Here is a 20509-nt window from a genome sequence, read left to right on the forward strand (position 1 = left end):
GCTCGTCCGTCGCCTCCACCGCGTGGGCATCGGAGCGGACGGGAGGCTCGGCTGCCGATGCGTCGTCCGCTCGCGTCCACGACCCCACCAGCTGGTCCGTCCCCGGCGTCACCGGACCGGCGGCGCGGGACGCGCGCCGGGACCGGCTCACCGGCGGGCGGGGATCGGTGGGATGGAGATCTCCTGTGTGGCCCCGCGGTCGACGCCGAGCACCGATGCCACGGTGTTCGCGACGCGGTCCGGGTCGGAGAACAGCTGGAACGCGTGCACGCGCACGTAGTGCCACCCGAGCCGGCGGAGCACCTCGGGGCGGAGTCGCAGGGACTCGCGGAGAGACCCCTTCACGAGCGACGCGTCGGTCTCGATCGTGACGCACACGCCGCCGTGCGCGGCGACGAGCCCGAGCTTGCCGCGGTGCCCGAGCGCGACCGGGATGCCACGCATCTCGAGTCGACGGGCGAGGTCGACGAGCAGCGGGTCGGAGTCGTCCGGCACGTACTCGGCGCTCGTGCGGGCGCGGACCTCGGCGAGGATCTCGGCGAGCGCGACGGTGCCGTGGCCCATCCGCTCGGCCTCGATGTCCGACGGCTGGAAGCACGTGACGATGACCATCGAGCGGCGTGCCCGGGTCATCGCGACCGCGAGCAGCCGCTCCCCGCCGGGCTTGCCGAGCGGACCGAAGTCGCGGAGGACCCGGCCGTGCGGCGTCCGGCCGTACCCGATCGAGAAGATGACGCGGTCGCGGCTCTGCGCGACGGACTGCTCGAGCGTGGCGACGATGAACGGCTCGGCGCGGTCGCCGATGACGAACTCGGTGAGGTCCTTGTGTCCCTGCGCCGCGGTGAGCACGGCCTGCTCGACGCGCACCGCGTGCTTCGCGGACGCGGTGATGACCATGAGGGACTTGGTCGGGCGGGTGCGGGCGTGCTCCATGACGAGCCGCACCACGCGGTCCACCTCGGCGTCGACGCTCTCGACCGCTCCGGAGTCGGGGTCCGGCACGGCCTTGCCGTCGCTGACGTAGTCGAGCGCGATCGACCCGTGCCCGAGGAACGAACCCGCCCACGGCAGCGACTCGATCCGGCCGCCGTAGAAGCGCCGGTTGACGAGTTCGGCGAGGTCCTCGCCGCCGGCCCGGTACGAGCGGGTGAGCGAGAGGGTCGGCAGGAGCGTCGACAGCTTCGCGAGCGCGGAGTCGGCGTGGAAGGCGTCGAGCGTCTGCTCGTCGACCTGCAGGGCGCGGTGGTCGGGGTCGACGGCGATCCGGAACGGCGACGGCGTCTGCGTGACGGGGTCGCCGAACACGACCGTCTGGCGGGCGCGGCGGACAGCGCCGACGGTCTCCGCGATCGTGACCGCACCGGCGTCGACGAGGATCACGGTGTCGAACGGCATCGTGTCCGCGATCTCGGACACCTCGTACGGGCTCGCGAGCCACACGGGTGCGATCGACCGGGACAGGTGCGGTGCGGAGTCCTGCAGCAGACGCGACGTGATCGCGCCCTCCTTGAGCTGCGTCTTCAGCGCGGTGGCCTCGTCCGGCCAGTCGACGAGCCCGACCTTCCAGTTCTCGGCGAGCTGCCACGCGAGACCCTGGGACACCCCGGCCGCGTGCGCGTCGTCGACGAGCCGGAAGTCGGCCTCCACCCGGTCGAGCATGTCCGTGTTCGCGCCGAGCAGGGCCCGGTCGGACTCGAGCATCGACTCGAGGGCGGACTGCCACCAGGCGAGTTCGAGCTCCGCGGGGACCTGCGTGTCCGGGACGTGCCGGTTCGCGAGGTCGGTGATGAGCGGCTCGAGCTGCAGGTCGCGGAGGGTCTGCATGAGCTCCGTGCGCTCCTGCAGGTTGTGCAGGACGTCGGAGTCCTCGGCGAGCCGGGCGATCGTCGGGACGAGCTGGTCGACGGGCAGGTTCGCGAGCTGGTCCTCGCGTGCGGTGCGACCGAGTGGCTCGTCGAGGCGCGCGAGGTCCTCGACCACGTTCGAGAAGAGCACCTGGACGTCGGCGATGCCCGTGGGGACCTCGGGGTTCACACCGGCGGCGACGTACCGCTGCCAGAGGACGCGCTGCTGCTGCACGCGGGTCAGTGCCTCGTGCAGGTCGGACACGTGCACGCCGGGGCGGACGTACTCGCGGGCGAGCTTCTTGAGCCGGCGACGGTTCGTCGACGACATCGGGGCACCCTCGCCGCGCGGGGCGGTCGCGGCGACGAGCTCCGACACCGACCGGTCGAACACGACGGGCAGGAAGCGGTCGAGCGTGTCCCGGATCTCGGTGAGCAGACGGAGGTAGATCCCGAGCTCGTTGATCGTCGTGAACTGCCGCATGTGGGTGGTCGCGACGAGGTCGTGCGCACGGCGGAGCAGCGTGGGCAGCCCGTCGGCGTCGAGGTCCTTCGCGGTCTTGTGCGCCCGCTGCGCGCCGTCGCTCGTCGAGAACTTCGCGCCGTACCAGGGCGAGTCGTCCGGGCCGTAGCGGAACTCGCCGAGGTTCGCCGCGCTGACCATGGTCTCTGCGACGCGGGAGCGCCCCTCGACCATGGACGCCACGGACGACTGCGACAGCCGGGCGGTCGTCGACGGCGGGACGGGCAGCAGCGAGAGCCGGGAGAGCTCGACGAGGCAGTCGAGCACGGAGACGCCGAACGACGGGTCCACGCGGGTGAGCGCACCGCGGTAGTCGATGAGCACCTTGCGGAGCCGCACGAGCGCGTCGTCGACCTCGCGGAGGTTCGGTCGCTTGGCCTTCTCGTTGCGGGCGATCGCGCGCACGACGTCGCGGCGGAGCGTCGACGGCGTGACCGCGACCCCGGGGAGGTGCACCTCGCCGAAGCGGGCGGCGATCCCGCGGAGGGTCGCACGCCGGGGGCTCACCACGAGGACGCGCTTGTTCGCCGCGACGAGCCCGCCGAGGGCGTTCACGATCGTCTGCGTGCCACCGGTGCCGGGGAGGGTCTTCACCACGATCGAGTTGCCGGCCGTGATCTGCGCGATCACGTTCTCCTGCTCGTCGTCGGCGTCGAGGAGCAGCGTGTCGGTCTCCGGGCTGCGCTCGTCGGACGGCGTCTGCTCGACCGGACGGTAGGACTGCTCGACCTGCCACTTCGCGCTCGGGTTGCCGGCGAGCGCGTCGAGCACGGGGTGCGAGAGGTCGCCGGTGTCCTCGACCATCCCGGTCGCGACCTCCGCGAACGTCGACACCACGAGGCGTGCGTGCACCGAGAAGCCGGGGATGTGCGCGGTGAGTCCGCGGAGCCGGTCGATGACGGGGTTCGGCGTGAACGAGCCGTCCTGCTGTGCGAGCGCCACGAAGGACTGCGCGTCGAGGATGACGCCGTACTGCTCGTGCAGGGCGTCGGCGAGGCCGGGGTTGAGCACGGGCTCGCCGAGCAGGCGCACCTCGAAGTCACGACCGTGGCGTCGGATCGCGAGCGGGCGCAGCAGCACCGGCCCGCGGAAGTGCTCGTCGCCGTGCGTCCAGTCCGCCATGCCGATGCCGAGCTTCACGGCGTCGATGCCGCGCACCGTCGCGAGCTCGGTGCCCTTCGCCTCGACGTGTGCCGCCGCGATGCGGGCTGCACGGAGTGCGACCTCGTCACGGATGAGGCTCGACAGCAGCGTCGTCTTGCCGGTGATGAACTGTGCGAGGCCGCCCGGGTGGGTCGTGGAGAGCTCGATGCGGGCACGTGGGTGGTCGGAGAAGCGGGTGAGGGGGCTCGTGCCACCGACACCGGTGAGCTGCTTCCGCCACGCGTCCCACGCGGGCTCCGCCGCGTTGCCGGCCTGGAGGCGCGGGTCGCCCAGGCTGATCGCCTGCGGACTCGTGAGCTGCAGCTCGGGCCGCAGGGTGCGGTCCGTCTCGTCGGGCGCGTCCTGGCCGGGGCCGGCCGCGCTGGCCGGCTGCCGGTCGACCGGTGCCGTCGCCGCGCTCGTGCCGGTCGCCCGTTCCTGCTCCTGCTGTCCGTTCCGGGGGCGCGCGTCGGCACCCTCGACGGGGACGTCGTCGTTCACGTCGTCCTCACCGTCGGTCACCCTGTCCGCTCGCCACACATCGGACACTGTAGGCGGAACCGGACCCGTGCTCCTGCAATGAACCGGAGGTTTCCGGATTCGTCGCCCGTGACACGCGGGGCGGAGGTCACGGTGTGGTACCAACGTGGACATGGCCATCGACGACCGAACCGCTCCACCCGCTCCGCACCCGTCCCGTCGACGGGCGGTGGCGCCGGACATCTCGCGGTCGTGGCTCCTCGTCTCCGGCAACCACGCCGACCGGTTCGACCGGGCGCAGCGGTCCCGCGCGGACCAGATCATCCTCGACATCGAGGACGCCGTCGACCCCGCCGCGAAGCCCGCCGCCCGCTCGACCGTGGCTGCCTGGTTGGCGGGGGGCGGCGAGGCCTGGGTCCGGATCAACGACGTCACCACCGACTTCTGGGCCGACGACGTCGAGGAGCTCCGGGGCCTGCCCGGGCTGCAGGGCGTCATGCTCGCGAAGACCGAGTCACCGGCGCAGGTCACCGACACGTGGCACCGGCTCGGCGGCCAGACCCCGGTGATCGCGCTCGTCGAGTCGGCGCTCGGCATCGAGGAGGCGACGTCGATCGCCCGTGCGCAGGGTGCGTTCCGCCTCGCGTTCGGGTCGGGCGACTACCGGCGCGACACCGGGACGAGCGCCGACACGCTCGCGATGGCGTACCCGCGGTCCCGGCTCGTCGTGGCGTCGCGCGTCGGCGGGCTCCCCGGGCCGATCGACGGTCCCACGGTGGGTTCGGCGCACGCCATCCTCCGCGAGCAGTCGCAGATCGCGGTGTCGCTCGGCCTCACCGGCAAGCTCTGCCTGGACACCGAGCAGCTGCCCGTCATCAACGAGGTCATCTCGCCGACGCCGACGGACGTCGCGTGGGCGCAGGACTTCCTCGACGACTTCGAGGCCCGCGGCCGCGTCATCCGCGACGGATCCGACCTGCCGCGCCTCGGCCGTGCGCAGAAGATCCAGAAGCTCGCCCAGGCGTTCGGCGTGGAGGCACGGTAGGACTGTGCCATGACCTGGTCGAACGTGCCCGGCGGGCAGCCAGCCCCTCCCTCCGGCGACGAGCAGCGTGCCGCGGCGTGGGAGCGCGGCGGCACGACGCTGTTCCCGGCCGGCCGGGTCGCCGATCGCGTCTCGACGGTCCTCCTCCTCGCGTTCGGCGCGGTGATGACCGTCGTCACGGCGGTCGTCGGGGTCATCGCGGTGGTCTCGGCCACCGCGTCCTGCGACGCCGCCACGGGGTGCTCCCCCGGCGGGTACCTGGGCGGCACCGCGATCGCGGTGGGCGGGGCCTTCGTCATCGGCGTCGTGACCGTCGTCCTCGCGATCGGTGCGTGGCTGCGTCGCCGGACCTCGTGGTGGATCGCGGCCGTGGGCTTCGTCCTCGCCGTGGCGTGCATCACGTGGGGCGGCGTCGTGTTCGCCCAGGCCGCCGACCACGGCACGTCGTCGTCATCGTCGGCCGGGACCGCCTGACGGACCGGACCGACGGACCGGACCCGCACCGGGCCTCCAGGCCGTCGCCCGCGGGACGGGCGTACCGTCCGCACCATGGTGACCACACGGCGGACCACGGTGGCGGTGGTCGGTGGCGGCCCGGCCGGCGTCGTCCTCGGGCTGCTCCTGGCACGGGCAGGCGTCGCCGTCGAGGTGATCGAGCGGCACGACGACTTCAACCGCGACTTCCGCGGTGACACCGTGCACGCGTCGACGATCCGGCTGCTCGACGAGCTCGGCCTCGGTGACGCGTTCCGGGCCCTGCCGCAGTCGCGGCTCGACGACTTCTCGCTGCCGATGCCCGACGGCTCCCGGCTGCTGCTCGGCGACTTCTCGCGGCTCACCCCGCCGTACGACCACGTCGCGATGGTGCCGCAGTGGGACCTCCTCGACATGCTCGTCACCGCTGCCCGCACGGAGCCGTCCTTCACGATCACCATGGGCACCGCCGCGACGGGGCTGATCGTGGAGAACGGCGTCGTCACCGGGGTCCACCTCGCGCCCCGCAGCGGCCACGGCGAGCGCGCCGAGCTCCGGGCGGACCTGGTGGTCGCGTGCGACGGCCGGGGGTCGACGGTGCGGGACGCCGCGGGGTTCCGACCGGTTGCCTACCCCGTGCCGTTCGACACGTGGTGGTTTCGGCTCCCACGGAAGGACGGCGACACGGCGAGCGCCCTCGTGCCGGCGTTCTCCGACGGGGACGTCCTGCTCTCGTTCCCCCGGCTGGACTACCACCAGGTCGCCTACTTCGCGCCGAAGGGGTCGGACGCCAGGCTGCGGGCCGAGGGCGTCGAGGCGTTCCGGGCGCGGGTCGCACGGCTCCGGCCGGACTTCGCGGACCGGCTCGGGGCGATCGACTCGATGGACGAGGTGCACGTGCTCGACGTCCGGATGGACCGGCTGCGGCGGTGGTGGCGGTCGGGCCTGCTCTGCATCGGCGACGCCGCGCACGCGATGTCGCCAGCGGGCGGGGTCGGCATCAACCTCGCGGTGCAGGACGCCGTGGCCGCGGCGACCGTGCTGGCGCCCGCACTCGCGGCGGGCCGCGCCGGCGCCGGCCTCGACCGGGAGCTCGCGCGGGTGCAGCGACGGCGGACGCCGCCCGCTGTGGTCGTGCAGGCCGCGCAGGCGGTGCTGCACCGGGTGGTGTTCGAGCGGGCGTTCGCCGGGCGCCTGGAGGACGGGCCGCCACTGCTGCCGGTGTTCCTCGCCCGGTACGTGCCGCCGGCGCGGGGGCTCTACGCACGCGGAGTGGCGTTCGGCCCGCTGCCGGAGCACGCGCCGGAGTGGGCGCGGCGGTAGCTGCGGGGCCGGTAGCGCGGTGGGAGCCGTGGGGCGGGACGCGGGGCACGCGCCCTGCTGCGCGCGGTCAGTCGTAGCCGAGGACCACGATCGCCGACGTCGTGGTCGTCGTGTCCGGCTCCGGCCGTGCGCCGGAGCGTCCGGGTACCGGCTGCTCGGGGCGTCGCCACCCGGGGTCCCTCGCGGTCACGACGCACTCGTCAGGTCGTAGAGCGTGACCCCGTCGACGGTCGTCGACCCGAAGTGCGAGGTGACCCACGAGGTGATCTGCTCGGCGGCGTCGCTGCCGGAACTGCTGCTGCCGCCGCCACCGGAACCGGCGATGAACCAGTGCACCTTGCCCGCCGCGACGAGCGACTCGAACCGTGCCAGGGTCGGGGCGGGGTCGGTCCCGTTGTACCCGCCGATCGCCATCACCGGGTCGCCGGTCGCGAGCTGGTAGGTCGCCGCGCTGTTCGAGCCGACGGTCGCGGCGGCCCAGGTGAAGTCGTCGGCGTCCGCGGAGAGCGCTGCGACGAGCTCGTCGGACACGTCGGTCGACCCGCCGTTGAGCGACGATCCGCCTCCGCCACCGGGGCCACCGGTCGGACCGTCGGTCCCGTTCGGCGCCTGGCCGGCCTGCGCCGACGTCCCGCCGTCCGTCGGGCCGACCTGCCCACCGGTGCCGCCTGCCGCACCGCCGTTCGACTGGCCGCCGGTGCCGCCCGCCGTGCCGCCGTTCGACTGGCCACCGGTGCCTCCTGCGGCACTCGGCTGGCCCTCGGCGCCGCCGGGTCCGCCCTGGCCCCCGGGACCGCCCTGGCCGCCGGGGCCGCCCTGGCCCGACCCGGTGACCTGTGGGCCCGCCGACGGCAGCGCACCGGTGTGACCGACCGTCGTCGTCTGCACCGAGAAGGCCGTCGGACCGAGCAGCGCCGCGACGAGCACGGCGGCGACGGTCGCGCCGGACAGGGCCCGACCACGCGGAGGCAGGAGCACGAGGACCGCGCCGGCGATCGTGGCGGCGAGGACCACCCACCGGATCCAGGGCTGCCACGACGAGGCCTCGGCGAGGAGCACGAACGCCCAGACACCGGAGAGCACCACGACCGCGGCGCTCACGATCCGCCAGGCGACGGCCCCCCGGCGCTGCCAGAGGATCCCTGCGCCGATGCCGACGAGGCCCGCGACGTACGGGGCGAGGGCCACCGTGTAGTACGGATGGAAGATCCCGCCCATGAAGCTGAACACCAGACCCGTGACCAGCAGCGAGCCGCCGAGCACGAGGACGGTCGCGAGCCGCGGGTCGGTGCGGCGGCGCAGCCCCACCGCCACGAGGGCCACGACGAGCAGGGCGAGCGCGGTCGGCAGGAGCCAGGTGACCTGGGTCGCGAACTCCGAACCGAACAGGCGGGTCAGGCCCGTGGAGCCCCAGGAGCCGGCGCCCGTCGTCCCTCCCGGCACCACGCTGCCGGTCTCGTCACCGGTGACGCGTCCCAGCCCGTTGTAGCCGAAGGTGAGCTCGAGGAAGCTGTTCGTCTGGGAGCCGCCGACGTACGGGCGCGACGAGGCCGGGACGAGCTCCACGATGGCGACCCACCACCCCGCCGACACCACGACCGCGACGGCCGCGGCGAGCAGGTGCCCGATGCGCCGCAGCAGCGGACGCTGCGACGCGACGAGGTAGACCCCGACCAGCGGGGGCAGGACGAGGAAGGCCTGCAGCTGCTTCGTCAGGAACGCCAGCCCGACCAGCACCCCGGCCCACACGACCCACCGCATCCGCCCGGACTCGACGCCGCGGAGCGTCAGCGCGATCGCCCCCAGCGTGAGGAGCACGAGCAGCGCGTCCGGGTTGTCGTAGCGGAACATCAGGGTCGCGACGGGGGTCGTCGCGAGGACCGCACCGGCCACGAGCGCCGCTCCGGCGGAGAACCGTCGGCGGACGACCCGGTACAGGATCGCGACCGAGGCGACCCCCATCAGCGCCTGCGGCACGAGGATCGACCACGAGTTCAGGCCGAACAGTCGCACCGAGATGCCGATCACCCAGAGGAACGCCGGGGGTTTGTCGACCGTGATCGCGTTCGCAGCGTCGGAAGAACCGTAGAAGAACGCCTCCCAACTCTGGCTCCCCGCCTGCACCGCCGCCGAGTAGAACGCGTTCGCCCACCCGTTGACACCGAGGTTCACCACGTAGAGGACGCCCGTCGCGAGCAGGAGTCCGAGGAACGCGGGACGTTCCCACGTCGCGGTCTCCGTTCGTCCTCGGACGAGTCGGAGGAGGCCGGCCCGGACCGCCTGGCCGGGGAGCGCGACCGTGGACGCGGACGGTGATCGAGTGGTCATGCGACCAGGGTGCGGACGCAGCATGCACGGACCCGATGTCCCGCCTGTGGTTGCCGTAAGCGGTGTCGACGTGCGGTGGACGCTGGGCGCGGGGCGGTCGTCGCGGAGCATGCTGGGCCGATGAAGCAACGAGTCATCGGAGAAGTGTCCGTCAGCGCGATCGGCCTCGGCGGCATGCCGATGTCCATCGAGGGCCGACCGGACGAACGGCGCTCGATCGCCACCATCCACGCCGCGCTCGAGGCCGGCGTCACGCTCATCGACACCGCCGACGCCTACCACCTGGCCGCCCACGACGAGGTCGGGCACAACGAGTCCCTCATCGCCAGGGCCGTCCGGGAGTTCTCCGGCGCGACCGACGAGGTGCTCATCGCGACGAAGGGCGGACACCTCCGTCCGGAACCCGGCGCGTGGGCGCAGAACGGCCACCCGGAGTACCTCAAGGAGGCGGCGAAGGCGTCCGCGAAGCGCCTCGGTGTCGAGGCGATCGGGCTCTACCAGTTCCACCGCCCGGACCCCGCCGTGCCCTACGCCGAGTCGGTGGGTGCGCTCGCGGAGCTCCTCGACGAGGGCGTCATCCGGATGGCGGGCATCTCGAACGCCGATCCCGACCAGATCCGCACGGCGAACGAGGTCCTCGGCGGGCGACTGGCCTCGGTGCAGAACCAGTACTCGCCGCGGTTCCGGTCGAGCGAGCCGGAACTCGAGCTCTGCGACGAGCTCGGGATCGCGTTCCTGCCGTGGAGCCCGCTCGGCGGCATCACGAACGCGGCCGACCTCGGGAACGCGTACGAGGACTTCGCGTACATCGCGCGGGACAGAGGGGTGACCCCGCAGGTCGTGGCGCTCGCGTGGGAGCTGGCGAAGAGCGACGTCGTCATCCCGATCCCCGGGGCGTCACGGCCCCAGTCGATCCTCGACTCGGTGACGGCCGTCTCGGTGAAGCTCCGGCCCGAGGAGGTGGCGCGGCTCGACGCCGCGCAGCCCGCGGCCTGACGGGCACCGGCCGACGGCGGTCCTCCCGCCGTCGGCCGCCCGGGTCAGCTCGCGGGGCAGTCCGCGGAGATCGCGGCGAGGCTGTCCTGCACCTTCGTCTCGGCCTGCTGCGCGGCGTCCGACGTCGCACTGCCCGAACGCTCCAGTGCGTCCGCGTAGTCCTCGGCCGCCTTCGTGAACGTCGTGAAGTCGGACTTCACCTGCTCGTTCCCCACCTTCGGCAGAGCTTGTTCGAGCCGGTCGGTGAAGCCGTCGACGACCTCGGCGCGGGCCTTCGGGTCTGCCGGCGCGGACGACGACATCTGGTCCGCGATGAACGACTTCAGTTCGTCCTCGAGCAGCGTGCAGGCCTCCTGCTTGGTCTGCGCCGGCGCTGCCTGCTCGGATCGCGAGTCCGTCCCGGTGCTCGCCCCGCCGGACGCCTTCGTGTCGCCCGAGCCGTCTGCCGCCGTGCCGCCGCCCGAGCAGCCGGCGAGGAGCGTGACGGCCAGGACCGCCGTGGTGATGGTCAGGTACTGCTTGCGCATGGTGGTGCGTCCCCCTTCGATCGCCGCACGCCCCCGTGGGTGCGGCCCGGTCCGAGCGTACCGATCCCACGATGTGCGGCGCCGCCGCGGACTGTTCCGGTCAGACGGATCGCAACGGGGCAGCAGCGGCCAGCAGTCCCGTCACCAGGGTGTCGATCGTGCCGTCCGCGCGCACGAGGTCCGCCTCCCCCGCCTCATGCGACGCGCTGAGCCCCGCGGGCGACACCAGCGTCGACCAATGGGTCGTCCGAGCCTCGAGCCCGACTGAGCGGTGGTAGTCGTGGTACTTGAACGACGCCGGCTGCGGATCCACAGCGCCGAGCGACACGAGCGTCGCCGGTGTCCGGAGCGCGTGCGCGAGGATCACTCCGTGCATCCCAGCACTCACGACGTGTTCGGCGGCACCGATCTCGCGGAGCATCTCGTCAGGATGCAAGGTCGGGGGGAGGACCCGCAGGCCGACGGACCGGAGCGCGTTGATCGCCGACCGGTCCGTCCGCCGGCCGTGCGAGGTGAAGTGTGTGACCAGGACGGTGCCGGATCGCCGGGCCCGGGGTCGTCCCGGGCGCAGGATCCGCGCGATGAGTCCCGGGTCGCCGATCGGTGTCGAGGGGTCGAGTCCGAGCGCGTCGCGGGCCAGGGGACCACGGATCGCGAGGACGCGATCGCGAAACGTGCTGGCTTCGTCGACGATCACATCGGGCGTGTGGAGTCCCGTGCCCCAGATGCGTCCCCGTCCGTTCCTGCTGAGGTAGGGCACCATCGCGCTGCCGATCGCGACGACGTCCTCGTGACCGAGGGGCGCCCACCGCACCGGGCGGCCGAGGACCTCGCGGAGGACCAGGGCGGAGAGCTCGTCCCCGTGGTTGGTGAACGGTCGCCCCCTCCAGACAGCGAGCCGGGACCACGCAGGGGCGTGATCCCGGAGTTCGTGCGCGAGTGTCCGGAGGTCCTGACGGGGGGACCACCAGAAGGCGTTGATCGGAGTCGTCATGGGTGCTCGCTTCCACGCGGTGTGGATATGAGAATATCACATGCCATGAGGTCATGTCCCTGAGCGGGGCGTACCGTCGAGGGCATGCGAGCGATCAGCCACGACGACGGCACCCTGACCCTGCGCGACCTGCCCGACCCCGAGCCCGGTCCCGGTGAGGTCCTCGTCGAGGTGGCCGCAGCCGGCGTCAACAACGCGGACCGGCAGCAGGTCGCGGGGAACTACCCGCCGCCACCTGGAGCCTCGCCGGTCCTCGGGCTCGAGGTCTCGGGTGTCGTCAGGGCACTCGGTGCGGACGTCGCCGGGTGGTCGGTCGGGGACCGTGTGTGCGCGCTGCTCGCCGGCGGCGGGTACGCGTCACTCGTGGCCGTCCCCGCGACGCAGGTGCTGCCGGTGCCGGACACGCTCGACCTCGTGTCGGCGGCCGCGCTCCCCGAGGCCGCCTGCACGGTGTACTCGAACGTCGGGATGCTCGCCGGACTCCGACCGGGGCAGACGCTGCTCGTCCACGGGGGTACCGGCGGCATGGGGTCGCACGCCGTCGTGTGGGCGAAGGCCCTCGGCGCGACGGTGATCACCACGAGCGGGGGCGACCGGAAGGTGCAGGCGTCCCGGGAGCTCGGTGCCGACCTCGCGATCGACCACCGGTCCGAGGACTTCGTCGCGGCCGTCCACGACTTCACCGACGGACGTGGCGTGGACGTCGTGCTCGACGTGGTCGGGGCCGACCACCTCGGGAAGAACCTCGCGGCGCTCGCCCCGAACGGACACATCGCCGTCATCTCGACGACGAGCGGCCCCCGCGGCGAACTCGACCTCGGCGCGATGATGGCGAAGCGCGCGACGATCAGCGCGACGACCCTGCGTGCGCGTCCACTCGACGAGAAGGCCGCGATCGTCGCCGCCGTCCGCGAGCACGTCTGGCCGTTCGTGGAGGACGGGAGCGTGCGCCCGGTGGTCGACTCGGTGCTGCCACTCGCCGAGGCCGGAGAGGCGCACCGCCGGATGGCCGACGGCGAGCTCATCGGGAAGGTCCTGCTGACGCCGTAGCGCGGGGCGCACGTCGCGCCCGGGCCGCGCCTCGCACAACCGGAGTCGTGCCGAACCACGCATTCCCGTGGTTCGAGACGACTCCGGTCGTGCAGCGTCCGTCGGCGCCGGGTCCGGACCTGCGCCACGCCCGCGCGGAGAGCTGCCGCGGCCCGCCGAGCGTGTCAGGCGTGGACGCGGGCGAGGAACTCCACGAGCGCCGGGTGCTCCGGGCGGTCGAGCACGTCGGCCGGCGACCCCTGCTCGACGACCTCGCCGCGGTGCAGGAACACGATCCGGTCGGCGACCTTCCGGGCGAAGGACATCTCGTGCGTGGTCATCAGGATCGTCGACCCCTGCCGCTTGAGCTCGGTGACGAGGTCGAGCACCTCGCCGACGAGCATCGGGTCGAGCGCACTCGTGACCTCGTCGAGCAGGAGCAGCTCGGGGTCCGTCGCGATGGCCCGCACGATCGCGACGCGCTGCTGCTGTCCGCCGGAGAGCCGGTCCGGGTAGGCGCCGGCGAACGCCCCGAGGCCGATCCGCTCGAGCAGCCGCCGCGCGGTCTCCTCCGCTGACGCTCGGGTGACGCCGTGCACCCGGCGCGAGGCCAGCGTCACGTTGTCGAGCACGCTCATGTGCGGGAACAGGTTGAACTGCTGGAACACGACGCCGATCCGCGCACGCGTGGCGTCGACGTCGATCCGCGGGTCGGCGATGTCGGTGCCCTGCAGCAGGATCTCGCCGTCGTCGATGCCCTCGAGCAGGTTCACCGTCTTGAGCAGCGTCGACTTCCCGGAGCCGGAGGCCCCGATGACGCAGATCACCTCGTGGCGGTGCACGGTCAGGTCGATGCCGCGCAGGACCTCGTGCTCGCCGAAGGACTTGCGCAGGCCGCGCAGTTCCAGGACGGGACCCGACGTCGGCGGCTCGCGCCGTGCCTCCTGGCCGTCGACCGGACGGGAGGCACGACCCGCGTCCGCCTCGTTGGTCGCGTTCACACCGTGCCCCCGATCTGCTCGCGCTGCTGCTGCCGTCGGGCGATCGCGTCGGTGACGCGGATCAGCGGCAGGCTGATCACCACGAACAGCAGGCCGGCGACGAAGTACGGCGTGAAGTTGTAGCTCTCCGCCTGCGCGATCTGCGCCGAGCGCACCGCGTCGACGGCGCCGAGGATCGACACCAGGCCGACGTCCTTCTGCATCGACACGAAGTCGTTCATGAGCGCCGGGGTGACCTTGCGGATCGCCTGCGGCAGCACGACGAGCCGGAGCGTCTTCGCGTGCGAGAGGCCGAGCGACCGGGCGGCGAGGCGCTGTGAGGGGTGCACCGCCTCCATGCCGGCGCGGAGGACCTCGGCGATGTAGGACGAGTACGTGAGGACGATCGCGATCGTGCCCCAGAACTCGGCGGGCAGGCGCGGGAAGACCCCGAGCCCCGGGATCCCGTACCCGACGAGGTAGAGCACGATGATGAGGGGCAGCCCACGGAACAGGTCGGTGTACCCGGTGGCGAGCATCCGCAGCGGGAAGAACACCGGGCTGCGGAGGCCCCGCACGACGGCGAGCAGCGTGCCGAACACCGCGACGCCGATCGCGCTGAAGAACAGGATCCGGATGTTCAGCCAGAGGCCGGCGAGGATCGCGGGGAAGGAGTCGACGGCTGTCTGCAGGTCGAAGAACGACTGCTGGACGGCGGCCCACCCGGGGGTGTTCACGACGCCGAAGTACACGACCGCGACGACCACGAGGGTCGACACGACGGACACCGCGATCGACCGGCGTCCGCGCTGCCGACGGTACAACCGACGCTCGAGCTCCACCTGGCTCGGCGCGGGGGCGGCGACCGGGGTGCCGGCGCCTGCTGGCACGGTCACGCGCGCTACTTCAGGACCGGGGTGCCGGTCTCCGAGGAGAGCCACTTCGTCTGCAGGCTCTGCAGCGTGCCGTCCTCCTCGAGCGCGGCGAGGGCCTTGTCGACCTTGCTCGTGAGCTCGGACCCCTTCGGCAGGACGAAGCCGAACTGGTCGCCGGCGCCGTCGTCGGGGAACTGTGCCGAGACCGTGCCCTTGCCGTCGAGCTGCGCGCCGGCCATGTAGAACGCCGTCGGCAGGTCCGTGACGATCGCGTCGATCTGACCGGACTTCAGCGCGAGCACCGCGTCGTCGTTCGAGTTGAACACCTGCGGGGTGACGCCGAGGACGTCCTTCACGCTCTGGATGCTCGTCGACCCGGTCGCGACACCGATCGCGTCCCGCTTCAGCGCGCTGATCGTGGTGTCACCCGCGGCCTTCGAGGACTTCGTCGTCACGACCGCCTGGGTCGTCGTGTAGTAGGCGGTGGACATGTCGACGGCCTTCTTGCGCTTGGCGTCGATCGAGAACTGCTGGATGTTGAGGTCCCAGTCCTTCGGGCCCGGAGCGATCGCGCTGTCGAAGGTGCTGCGCTTCCAGACGACGTCGGACTTCGCGTAGCCCATCTCCTTCGCGACGGCGTAGGCGACCGCGGCCTCGAAGCCCTTCCCCGAGCTCGGCTTGTTGTCCTCGACCCACGGCGAGTACGCCGGCTGCCCGGTCGCGATCGTGAGCTTGCCGTCCGTGACGGTGCCCGCGGCGTTGCTGCTGCCGGCCGAGCACGCGCTCAGTGCGAGGGCGGCGACGGCAGCGGTCGCGACGGCGAGGGTGAGGCGGAGGGAACGGGTCACGGGCGGGCCTTCGCTCGGTGGGGTGGGGGCGATCAGATGGTACGCGGAACTGGTACACCAACGCGACCCGGAGCGTTGCTCGCCGTCACGGTCAGCCGCTCGAACGATGCAGTCCAGTCCCGAGGACACGGAACAGCGATCGGCGCGAAAGCCGCAATCGATGTTCACGAAATGATCACGACGACAATTCCGGCGCATCCTTCGTGCATGATCGGTCCCGCAGCACGTTGCTCCGGTGGCGGGTGGCGGACAACGGCGTCCGGTGCCCGCCACCGGCAATGCTGGCCGCGGGCGCGGCCTACTGCTCCTCGGCCAGGCTGAAGTCGTCGAACGAGAAGCCCGGCGACACGAGACAGCTCAGCAGCACCTCGCCGTCCTGCGGGAGCGTCCGCTGCCACACACCGCCGCGGACGAAGGCCTGTGCGTCGTTCACCCGGTCGCGCCCGGCGTCGGGCCCGAGGGTGATCGTCGCACCGGGCACCGGTTCGTCGCCGTCGCCGCCGAGCTGCAGGTCCACGGTGTCCGGGCCGTGCCACATCCAGATCTCGTCGTTCGCGACGCGGTGCCACGCCGAGGCCTCTCCGGGCGGGAGCAGGAAGTGGATGAGCGTCGCTGCCGGGCGTTCCCCCGCCGGGGTCTCGACGGTCGCGGGCGAGGTCCACGTCCGGACGTACCAACCGCCCTCCGGGTGGGGCTCCATGCCGAGGGCGACGGCGCGCTTCGGGACGTCGAGCCACTCGATGAGCTCGCCCGAGACGGTGCGGCGGGCGGCCGTGCCGGGGCGGGGTGCGGTCTCGGTCATGCGGGTTCCTCCTGGTGGGTGGGCGACGGGTCACGCGGTGACGGGCGGGTGGGCGACGAGCTGGCCGGCGGAGCGGCGTGCCCGACGAGTGCGCCGTCGACCGCACGCACCACACCCCGTATCACCGTGGCGACGGCACGGCCGGCGCCGTCCTCCACGAGCTCGGCGAGCGCGTCCGGCACGGTGCGGGCGTCGACGTCGAACACCGCGAGGTCCGCTCGGGCGCCGACGGCGAGGTGCCCGATCCGGTCCGGGCCGACGGCGAGCCCCATCGCGTGTGCGCCGCCGAGGGTCGCCGCGGCGAGCAGCCGCTCGTGCAGGTCGTGCCCGCGGTACCCCTGGGCGCGGGCGATCCGGTGCAGCGCGGTGACGTCGGCCATCGGGTCGAGGGACGGCGACGAGGACAGCGAGTCGGTGCCGATCGCGATCGGACTGCCCTCGCGCAGGTAGTCGGCGACGGGCGGCGGGTCGAGCCCGATGACCGCGTTCGACCGGGGACAGAGCGCGACGGCCGTGCCCCGTGCCCGGAGCAGCGCCCGGTCGGCGGTGGTCATGTAGACCCCGTGCGCGACGTGGCAGTCCGGACCGAGCACGCCGAGCCGGTCGACGAACGAGGTCGCGCTCGCGCCGAACCCGAGGGCCCGCATCGCACGGAAGGACGGCACGTTCGCGAGGTGCCAGTCCGCGCCGTGTCCGACGCCGACGACGCCGTCGAGCCCCGGGACCGGTTCGATCGCGGTCCGCTCACCCTCGAACGCTGCCTCGCCGAGGTGCAGGTGCAGGCGGAGTCCGCGCTGCCGGACGATGTCGGGGAGCTCGAGCAGCGGGCCGACGTCGAGCGAGTAGGGCGCGTGCGGCGACAGACCGGCGCCCGGGGTGGTGGGGATCCGGGCGAGTTCGGCGAGCACCTGGTCGCGACCGTGCTCCTGCCACGCCGCGTTCTCCCAGTCCATCACCTCCCAGAAGGCGATGCCACCGAGCCCAGCGTCCTCGAGGGCGGTCGCTGCCTCGATGTCGGTGACCACGTCCGCGACGCTCGTGACCCCGGCGAGGAGCGATGCGCGCGCACCGTCGGCGGCCTCGTCCCGCCAGTCGTGCGGCTCCGCGTACTCGACGTTGAACGCGGCCGCCCAGTCCTCGAACCCGTCGTACTGACCGCGGCCGACACCCGCCATGCCGGTGTACTGCAGGTGGGTGTGGGCGTTGACGAGGCCGGGCAGGAGGGCGCCCCGCCACCGACGCTCGGTGAACGGCGCGCCGCTCGCGGTGAGTTGGTCGACGACCCACGAGCGGTCGCCGACGTGCAGGATCCGGTCGCCCTGGACGGCGACCGCCCCGTCCGCGATCGGCGGCGCGGTCATCGGGACGACCACCCGCGCGGAGTGGACGACGACGCTCACGACGGGTCCCCGAAGCGGTGCGTCCGGACGTCGGGCTCGCGGTCCGCCGGGTGCTCGCCGATCCGGCCGGGAGGCTCGAGTCGCGCCCCGAACGCGGCGAGCGCCGCGCGGGCGGTCGCCTCGTCGACCGCGGGGTCGATGGGCACCACGGAGCGGTCGAGCTCGTCCCCGCGTTCGAGGAGCATCCGGACCGCACCGAGCTGGGCGGCGAAGGAGAGGTCCATGATCTCGACGGGGTTGCCCTCGGCGGCGGTGACGTTGATGCACCCGCCTCGGTCGAGCACGACGACGTGGTGTCCGTCCGGGAACGCGAACCGTTCGGCGTCGGCCGCCTCGGTCGTGGCGACGGCGCCGGCCGCGAGGGCGTCCTCGACGGCGACCTCCTGCTCCACCCCGCCTGCGACCGCGACGACCGCGCCCGCCGCCGTCGCCCGGAGGACCTCGAGCGAGAGCGTATCGCGCACACCGGTGGCGCTGACGACGAGGTCGGCGTCCCGGACGGCGTCGACGAGCGGGGCGACGACGTGCCCGGCGAAGGCGGCCTGCAGGGCTCGGACCGGGTCGGTCTCGGCGACCACGACGACGAAGCCGAGCGCGCGGAGCACCATCGCGACCCCCTCGCCGACGGGACCGAACCCGGCGACGACGGCCGTGCCTCCGGGCCGGACCCGGTGCGTGTCCGCGGGGAGCCGGTCGACCAGGTCCAGCGTGGCGAAGACCGTCGACTGCCCGGTGCCGTGGCGGTTGTCGAAGAAGGTCTTGGTCCGGGCGTCGTTGACGGCGACGACGGGGATGCCCAGGGTGCCGCGCTCGGCCATGGTGCGCAGGGGGCGGAGCCCGCTCGTGGTCTCCTCGGCCGCGCCGAGCATCACGGGGAGCAGGTCCGGTCGCTCCTGGTGGAGCAGGCGGATGACGTGCGAGCCGTCGTCGAGGACGATGTGTGGTGCCGTGTCGAGCATCGCGAGCGCGAGCGTCTTCTGCTCGGCGAGCGACACGTCGGCGTGTGCGAAGACGGGCAGCCCAGCGGCGCGGAGGACCGCGGCCACGGCGTCGTCGGTCTCGTCGGCGTGGGCGTACACGACGACCTCGGCGCCGGCGTCGCGGAGGAGCAGCGCGAGGACCGCGGTCTTCGGTTCGAGCACCATGGCGACGGCGACCCGGGTGCCGCGCAGCAGTCCACCGTCCGCGAGCTCGCGCGCCGTCGACCGGGACACCGGCATCCAGCGGCGGGCCCACCGGACGCGGGCCTCGGCGGCGGGGTCGGGCTCGGGGTCGCGGCCGGTCGAGACGAGGAAGACGTCGTCGGACAGTGCCGGGACGCCGAGCACGCCGGGACGGACGGGTGCGACCGGGCCGAAGGCGTCCTCGTCGACCGCCGGGAGGTGCCGGCCGGCGTCGACCACGACGAGGGCGGCGCCCCGGGGCCGGTCGGCCTCGCGTTCGATCGCGGGCGTCGTCTCGGCGGGGTCGCCGAGGCACCAGAGCTGGTCGACGGGTTCCCGGTCACCGGCGGGCCGGGCGCCGAGTCCGGTCAAAAGTGCGGTGAGGGCCGCGACGTCGGCGGGGTCGCCACCGACGACCCGGAACCGGCGCGCCGCGACGAGGAGGTTCGTGGCGGATGCGAACCGGCGGACGGCTGCGGAGGCCCAGGCGGCCCGCGCGGGGTCGGGTCGCTGCGGCATGGGGACATCGTAGGGCGCGCGGGCATCGCGGCGGTGTCCACGGCAGGGCGGAGCACGGACCGGACGGGCGCCAGGCGGGCCGGGCCGCTCGGGCGTCCGTCAGGACGGGCGGTCCGCAGGCGGGGCGCCTGCGCGTCAGTGCGCGTGCGGCGGCGGGATCTGGTCCCAGTCGGTCGTGCCGGCAGCCGCCGCTCCGGACAGCCATGCCGGCGCTGCGTCGGCACGGTCCGGTCCGGCGACGTCGCCCCGGCCCGTCAGCGCGGCGGTCAGCGCTCGGTCCAGCCGCCGGTGCCGGACGAGGACGGTCACGAGGACCGCCACCCCGATCGCGGTGACGACGGCGAGCCCCGCGATGTACAGCGTGGTCGAGAGCGTCGCCACGTCGGCCGGCACGTACGGCCCGCGCGCTGCGGAGAACGGCGTGCCGGTGAACACGAAGGCGAGGAGCGTCGCGATGGTCGAGTTGCTGTCCCACAGCCCGTGCAGGAGCGACACCCCGACGTACGCCACCAGGAGCGACCACGACCAGCGGAGCCGGACGCCCCCGCGGGCCGCCCCGAAGAGCACGGCGCCGAGGATCGCGGTCCAGAGCACGTGCCCGACGGGCGACAGGATCGCCCGGACGACCTCGGTCTGCAGCAGCGACACGAGGTCGATGCCGCGCGCGGTGATCGCGGCGTTGAAGGCGTACCCGGCGGACTCGAACGCCGCGAAGCCCGCCCCCACCGTGGCGCCGAGGAGGGCACCCTGCCGCGCGGTCTTCGGCCGGACCCGCCAGGCGACGACCACGAGCAGCACGCCCTTGACGAACTCCTCGACGAACCCGACCGCGATGTACAGGAGCGCGTCCTGCCGCAGGTTCGCCTCGAGGAGGGAGGCGCCGAGCACGCCGAGGATCCCGCCGACGAAGAACGCCGTGACGAGCTGCATGGTGCTGATCGTCCCGGTGACCCGCTCGATGACGAAGAGCACGACCGTGAACGGGACGAGGAAGCTGCCGAGCAGGATGATCGTCGGCACGAGGTTCGTGTTCCGCGTCAGGACCGTGACGACGATCGTGACGACCCACAGCAGGAAGCCGGCGAGCAGGGTCTTCCACCACCAGCCGTGGCGGTGGTGCGGGTGGACCGCGGTGACGGGGAGGCTCATGCACCGATCGTGCTCCCGTCCACCCCAGCGCGTCCCGGTGTGCGCGGGGAATGTACGGCGGCCGTCG

The 20509-nt window shown here is 73.1% G+C and carries 17 protein-coding genes; 5 read left to right on the forward strand and 12 right to left on the reverse strand.

The window, feature by feature from the left end; all coding sequences use genetic code 11:
- Positions 1-147: 147 nt before the first annotated feature.
- Positions 148-3846 (reverse strand): AAA family ATPase, encoded by a 3699-nt coding sequence (locus ABC270_RS17050; RefSeq protein WP_412882115.1) that lies wholly within the window; start codon positions 3844-3846, stop codon positions 148-150.
- Positions 3847-4162: 316 nt separating this feature from the next.
- On the opposite strand from ABC270_RS17050, the gene ABC270_RS17055 reads away from it, so the two are divergent.
- The 3 genes from ABC270_RS17055 (at position 4163) to ABC270_RS17065 (ending at position 6832) form a co-directional block, all read left to right on the forward strand.
- Complete coding sequence (locus ABC270_RS17055; protein ID WP_412881902.1) at positions 4163-5035, forward strand: HpcH/HpaI aldolase/citrate lyase family protein; 873 nt, start codon at positions 4163-4165, stop codon at positions 5033-5035.
- Positions 5036-5044: 9 nt separating this feature from the next.
- Complete coding sequence (locus ABC270_RS17060; RefSeq protein ID WP_412881903.1) at positions 5045-5509, forward strand: DUF6264 family protein; 465 nt, start codon at positions 5045-5047, stop codon at positions 5507-5509.
- 75 nt (positions 5510-5584) lie between these two features.
- A complete protein-coding gene (locus ABC270_RS17065; protein ID WP_412881904.1) occupies positions 5585-6832 on the forward strand; it encodes an FAD-dependent oxidoreductase in 1248 nt (415 codons plus the stop codon).
- A gap of 67 nt (positions 6833-6899) precedes the next feature.
- Here the strand turns inward: ABC270_RS17065 and ABC270_RS17070 are convergent, their stop codons facing one another.
- Both ABC270_RS17070 and ABC270_RS17075 read right to left on the reverse strand, forming a co-directional pair.
- Positions 6900-7022 carry a hypothetical protein gene (locus ABC270_RS17070; RefSeq protein WP_412881905.1) on the reverse strand — a complete coding sequence of 41 codons (123 nt, stop codon included), beginning with the start codon at positions 7020-7022 and terminating at the stop codon, positions 6900-6902.
- Positions 7019-9160 (reverse strand): ArnT family glycosyltransferase, encoded by a 2142-nt coding sequence (locus tag ABC270_RS17075; protein WP_412881906.1) that lies wholly within the window; start codon positions 9158-9160, stop codon positions 7019-7021. The genes ABC270_RS17070 and ABC270_RS17075 overlap by 4 nt, the downstream gene beginning before the upstream one ends.
- Before the next feature lie 120 nt (positions 9161-9280).
- Here ABC270_RS17075 and ABC270_RS17080 point away from each other — a divergent pair, with 120 nt between their 5' ends.
- Positions 9281-10156, forward strand: a complete 876-nt coding sequence (locus ABC270_RS17080; RefSeq protein WP_412881907.1) for an aldo/keto reductase — start codon at positions 9281-9283, stop codon at positions 10154-10156.
- Between the two features lie 44 nt (positions 10157-10200).
- Here the strand turns inward: ABC270_RS17080 and ABC270_RS17085 are convergent, their stop codons facing one another.
- Positions 10201-10683: a hypothetical protein gene (locus ABC270_RS17085; protein WP_412881908.1), complete on the reverse strand. Its 483-nt coding sequence runs from the start codon at positions 10681-10683 to the stop codon at positions 10201-10203.
- A 100-nt stretch (positions 10684-10783) separates the two neighbouring features.
- On the reverse strand, positions 10784-11677 hold the full coding sequence (locus tag ABC270_RS17090; RefSeq protein ID WP_412881909.1) for a polysaccharide pyruvyl transferase family protein: 894 nt from the start codon (positions 11675-11677) through the stop codon (positions 10784-10786).
- 84 nt (positions 11678-11761) lie between these two features.
- On the opposite strand from ABC270_RS17090, the gene ABC270_RS17095 reads away from it, so the two are divergent.
- The gene (locus ABC270_RS17095) at positions 11762-12727 is read left to right on the forward strand and encodes an NAD(P)H-quinone oxidoreductase (RefSeq protein ID WP_412881910.1); all 966 of its coding nucleotides are present in this window, start codon (positions 11762-11764) and stop codon (positions 12725-12727) included.
- Between the two features lie 164 nt (positions 12728-12891).
- On the opposite strand, the gene ABC270_RS17100 is transcribed toward ABC270_RS17095, so the two are convergent.
- The 7 genes from ABC270_RS17100 to ABC270_RS17130 form a co-directional block, all read right to left on the reverse strand.
- A complete protein-coding gene (locus ABC270_RS17100; RefSeq protein WP_412882116.1) occupies positions 12892-13614 on the reverse strand; it encodes an amino acid ABC transporter ATP-binding protein in 723 nt (240 codons plus the stop codon).
- An 89-nt stretch (positions 13615-13703) separates the two neighbouring features.
- Positions 13704-14582: an amino acid ABC transporter permease gene (locus ABC270_RS17105; protein ID WP_412881911.1), complete on the reverse strand. Its 879-nt coding sequence runs from the start codon at positions 14580-14582 to the stop codon at positions 13704-13706.
- 5 nt (positions 14583-14587) lie between these two features.
- Entirely contained in the window at positions 14588-15409 is an 822-nt protein-coding gene (locus ABC270_RS17110; RefSeq protein WP_412881912.1) for an ABC transporter substrate-binding protein, read from the reverse strand.
- A 298-nt stretch (positions 15410-15707) separates the two neighbouring features.
- On the reverse strand, positions 15708-16211 hold the full coding sequence (locus ABC270_RS17115; protein ID WP_412881913.1) for a cupin domain-containing protein: 504 nt from the start codon (positions 16209-16211) through the stop codon (positions 15708-15710).
- Complete coding sequence (locus tag ABC270_RS17120; RefSeq protein ID WP_412881914.1) at positions 16208-17611, reverse strand: amidohydrolase family protein; 1404 nt, start codon at positions 17609-17611, stop codon at positions 16208-16210. The genes ABC270_RS17115 and ABC270_RS17120 overlap by 4 nt, the downstream gene beginning before the upstream one ends.
- Entirely contained in the window at positions 17608-19293 is a 1686-nt protein-coding gene (locus ABC270_RS17125) for an adenosylhomocysteinase (protein ID WP_412881915.1), read from the reverse strand. The genes ABC270_RS17120 and ABC270_RS17125 overlap by 4 nt, the downstream gene beginning before the upstream one ends.
- A gap of 135 nt (positions 19294-19428) precedes the next feature.
- On the reverse strand, positions 19429-20442 hold the full coding sequence (locus tag ABC270_RS17130; protein WP_412881916.1) for a PrsW family intramembrane metalloprotease: 1014 nt from the start codon (positions 20440-20442) through the stop codon (positions 19429-19431).
- Positions 20443-20509 lie beyond the last annotated feature (67 nt).

This window comes from Curtobacterium phoenicis (assembly GCF_047238015.1).
GTDB lineage: Bacteria > Actinomycetota > Actinomycetes > Actinomycetales > Microbacteriaceae > Curtobacterium.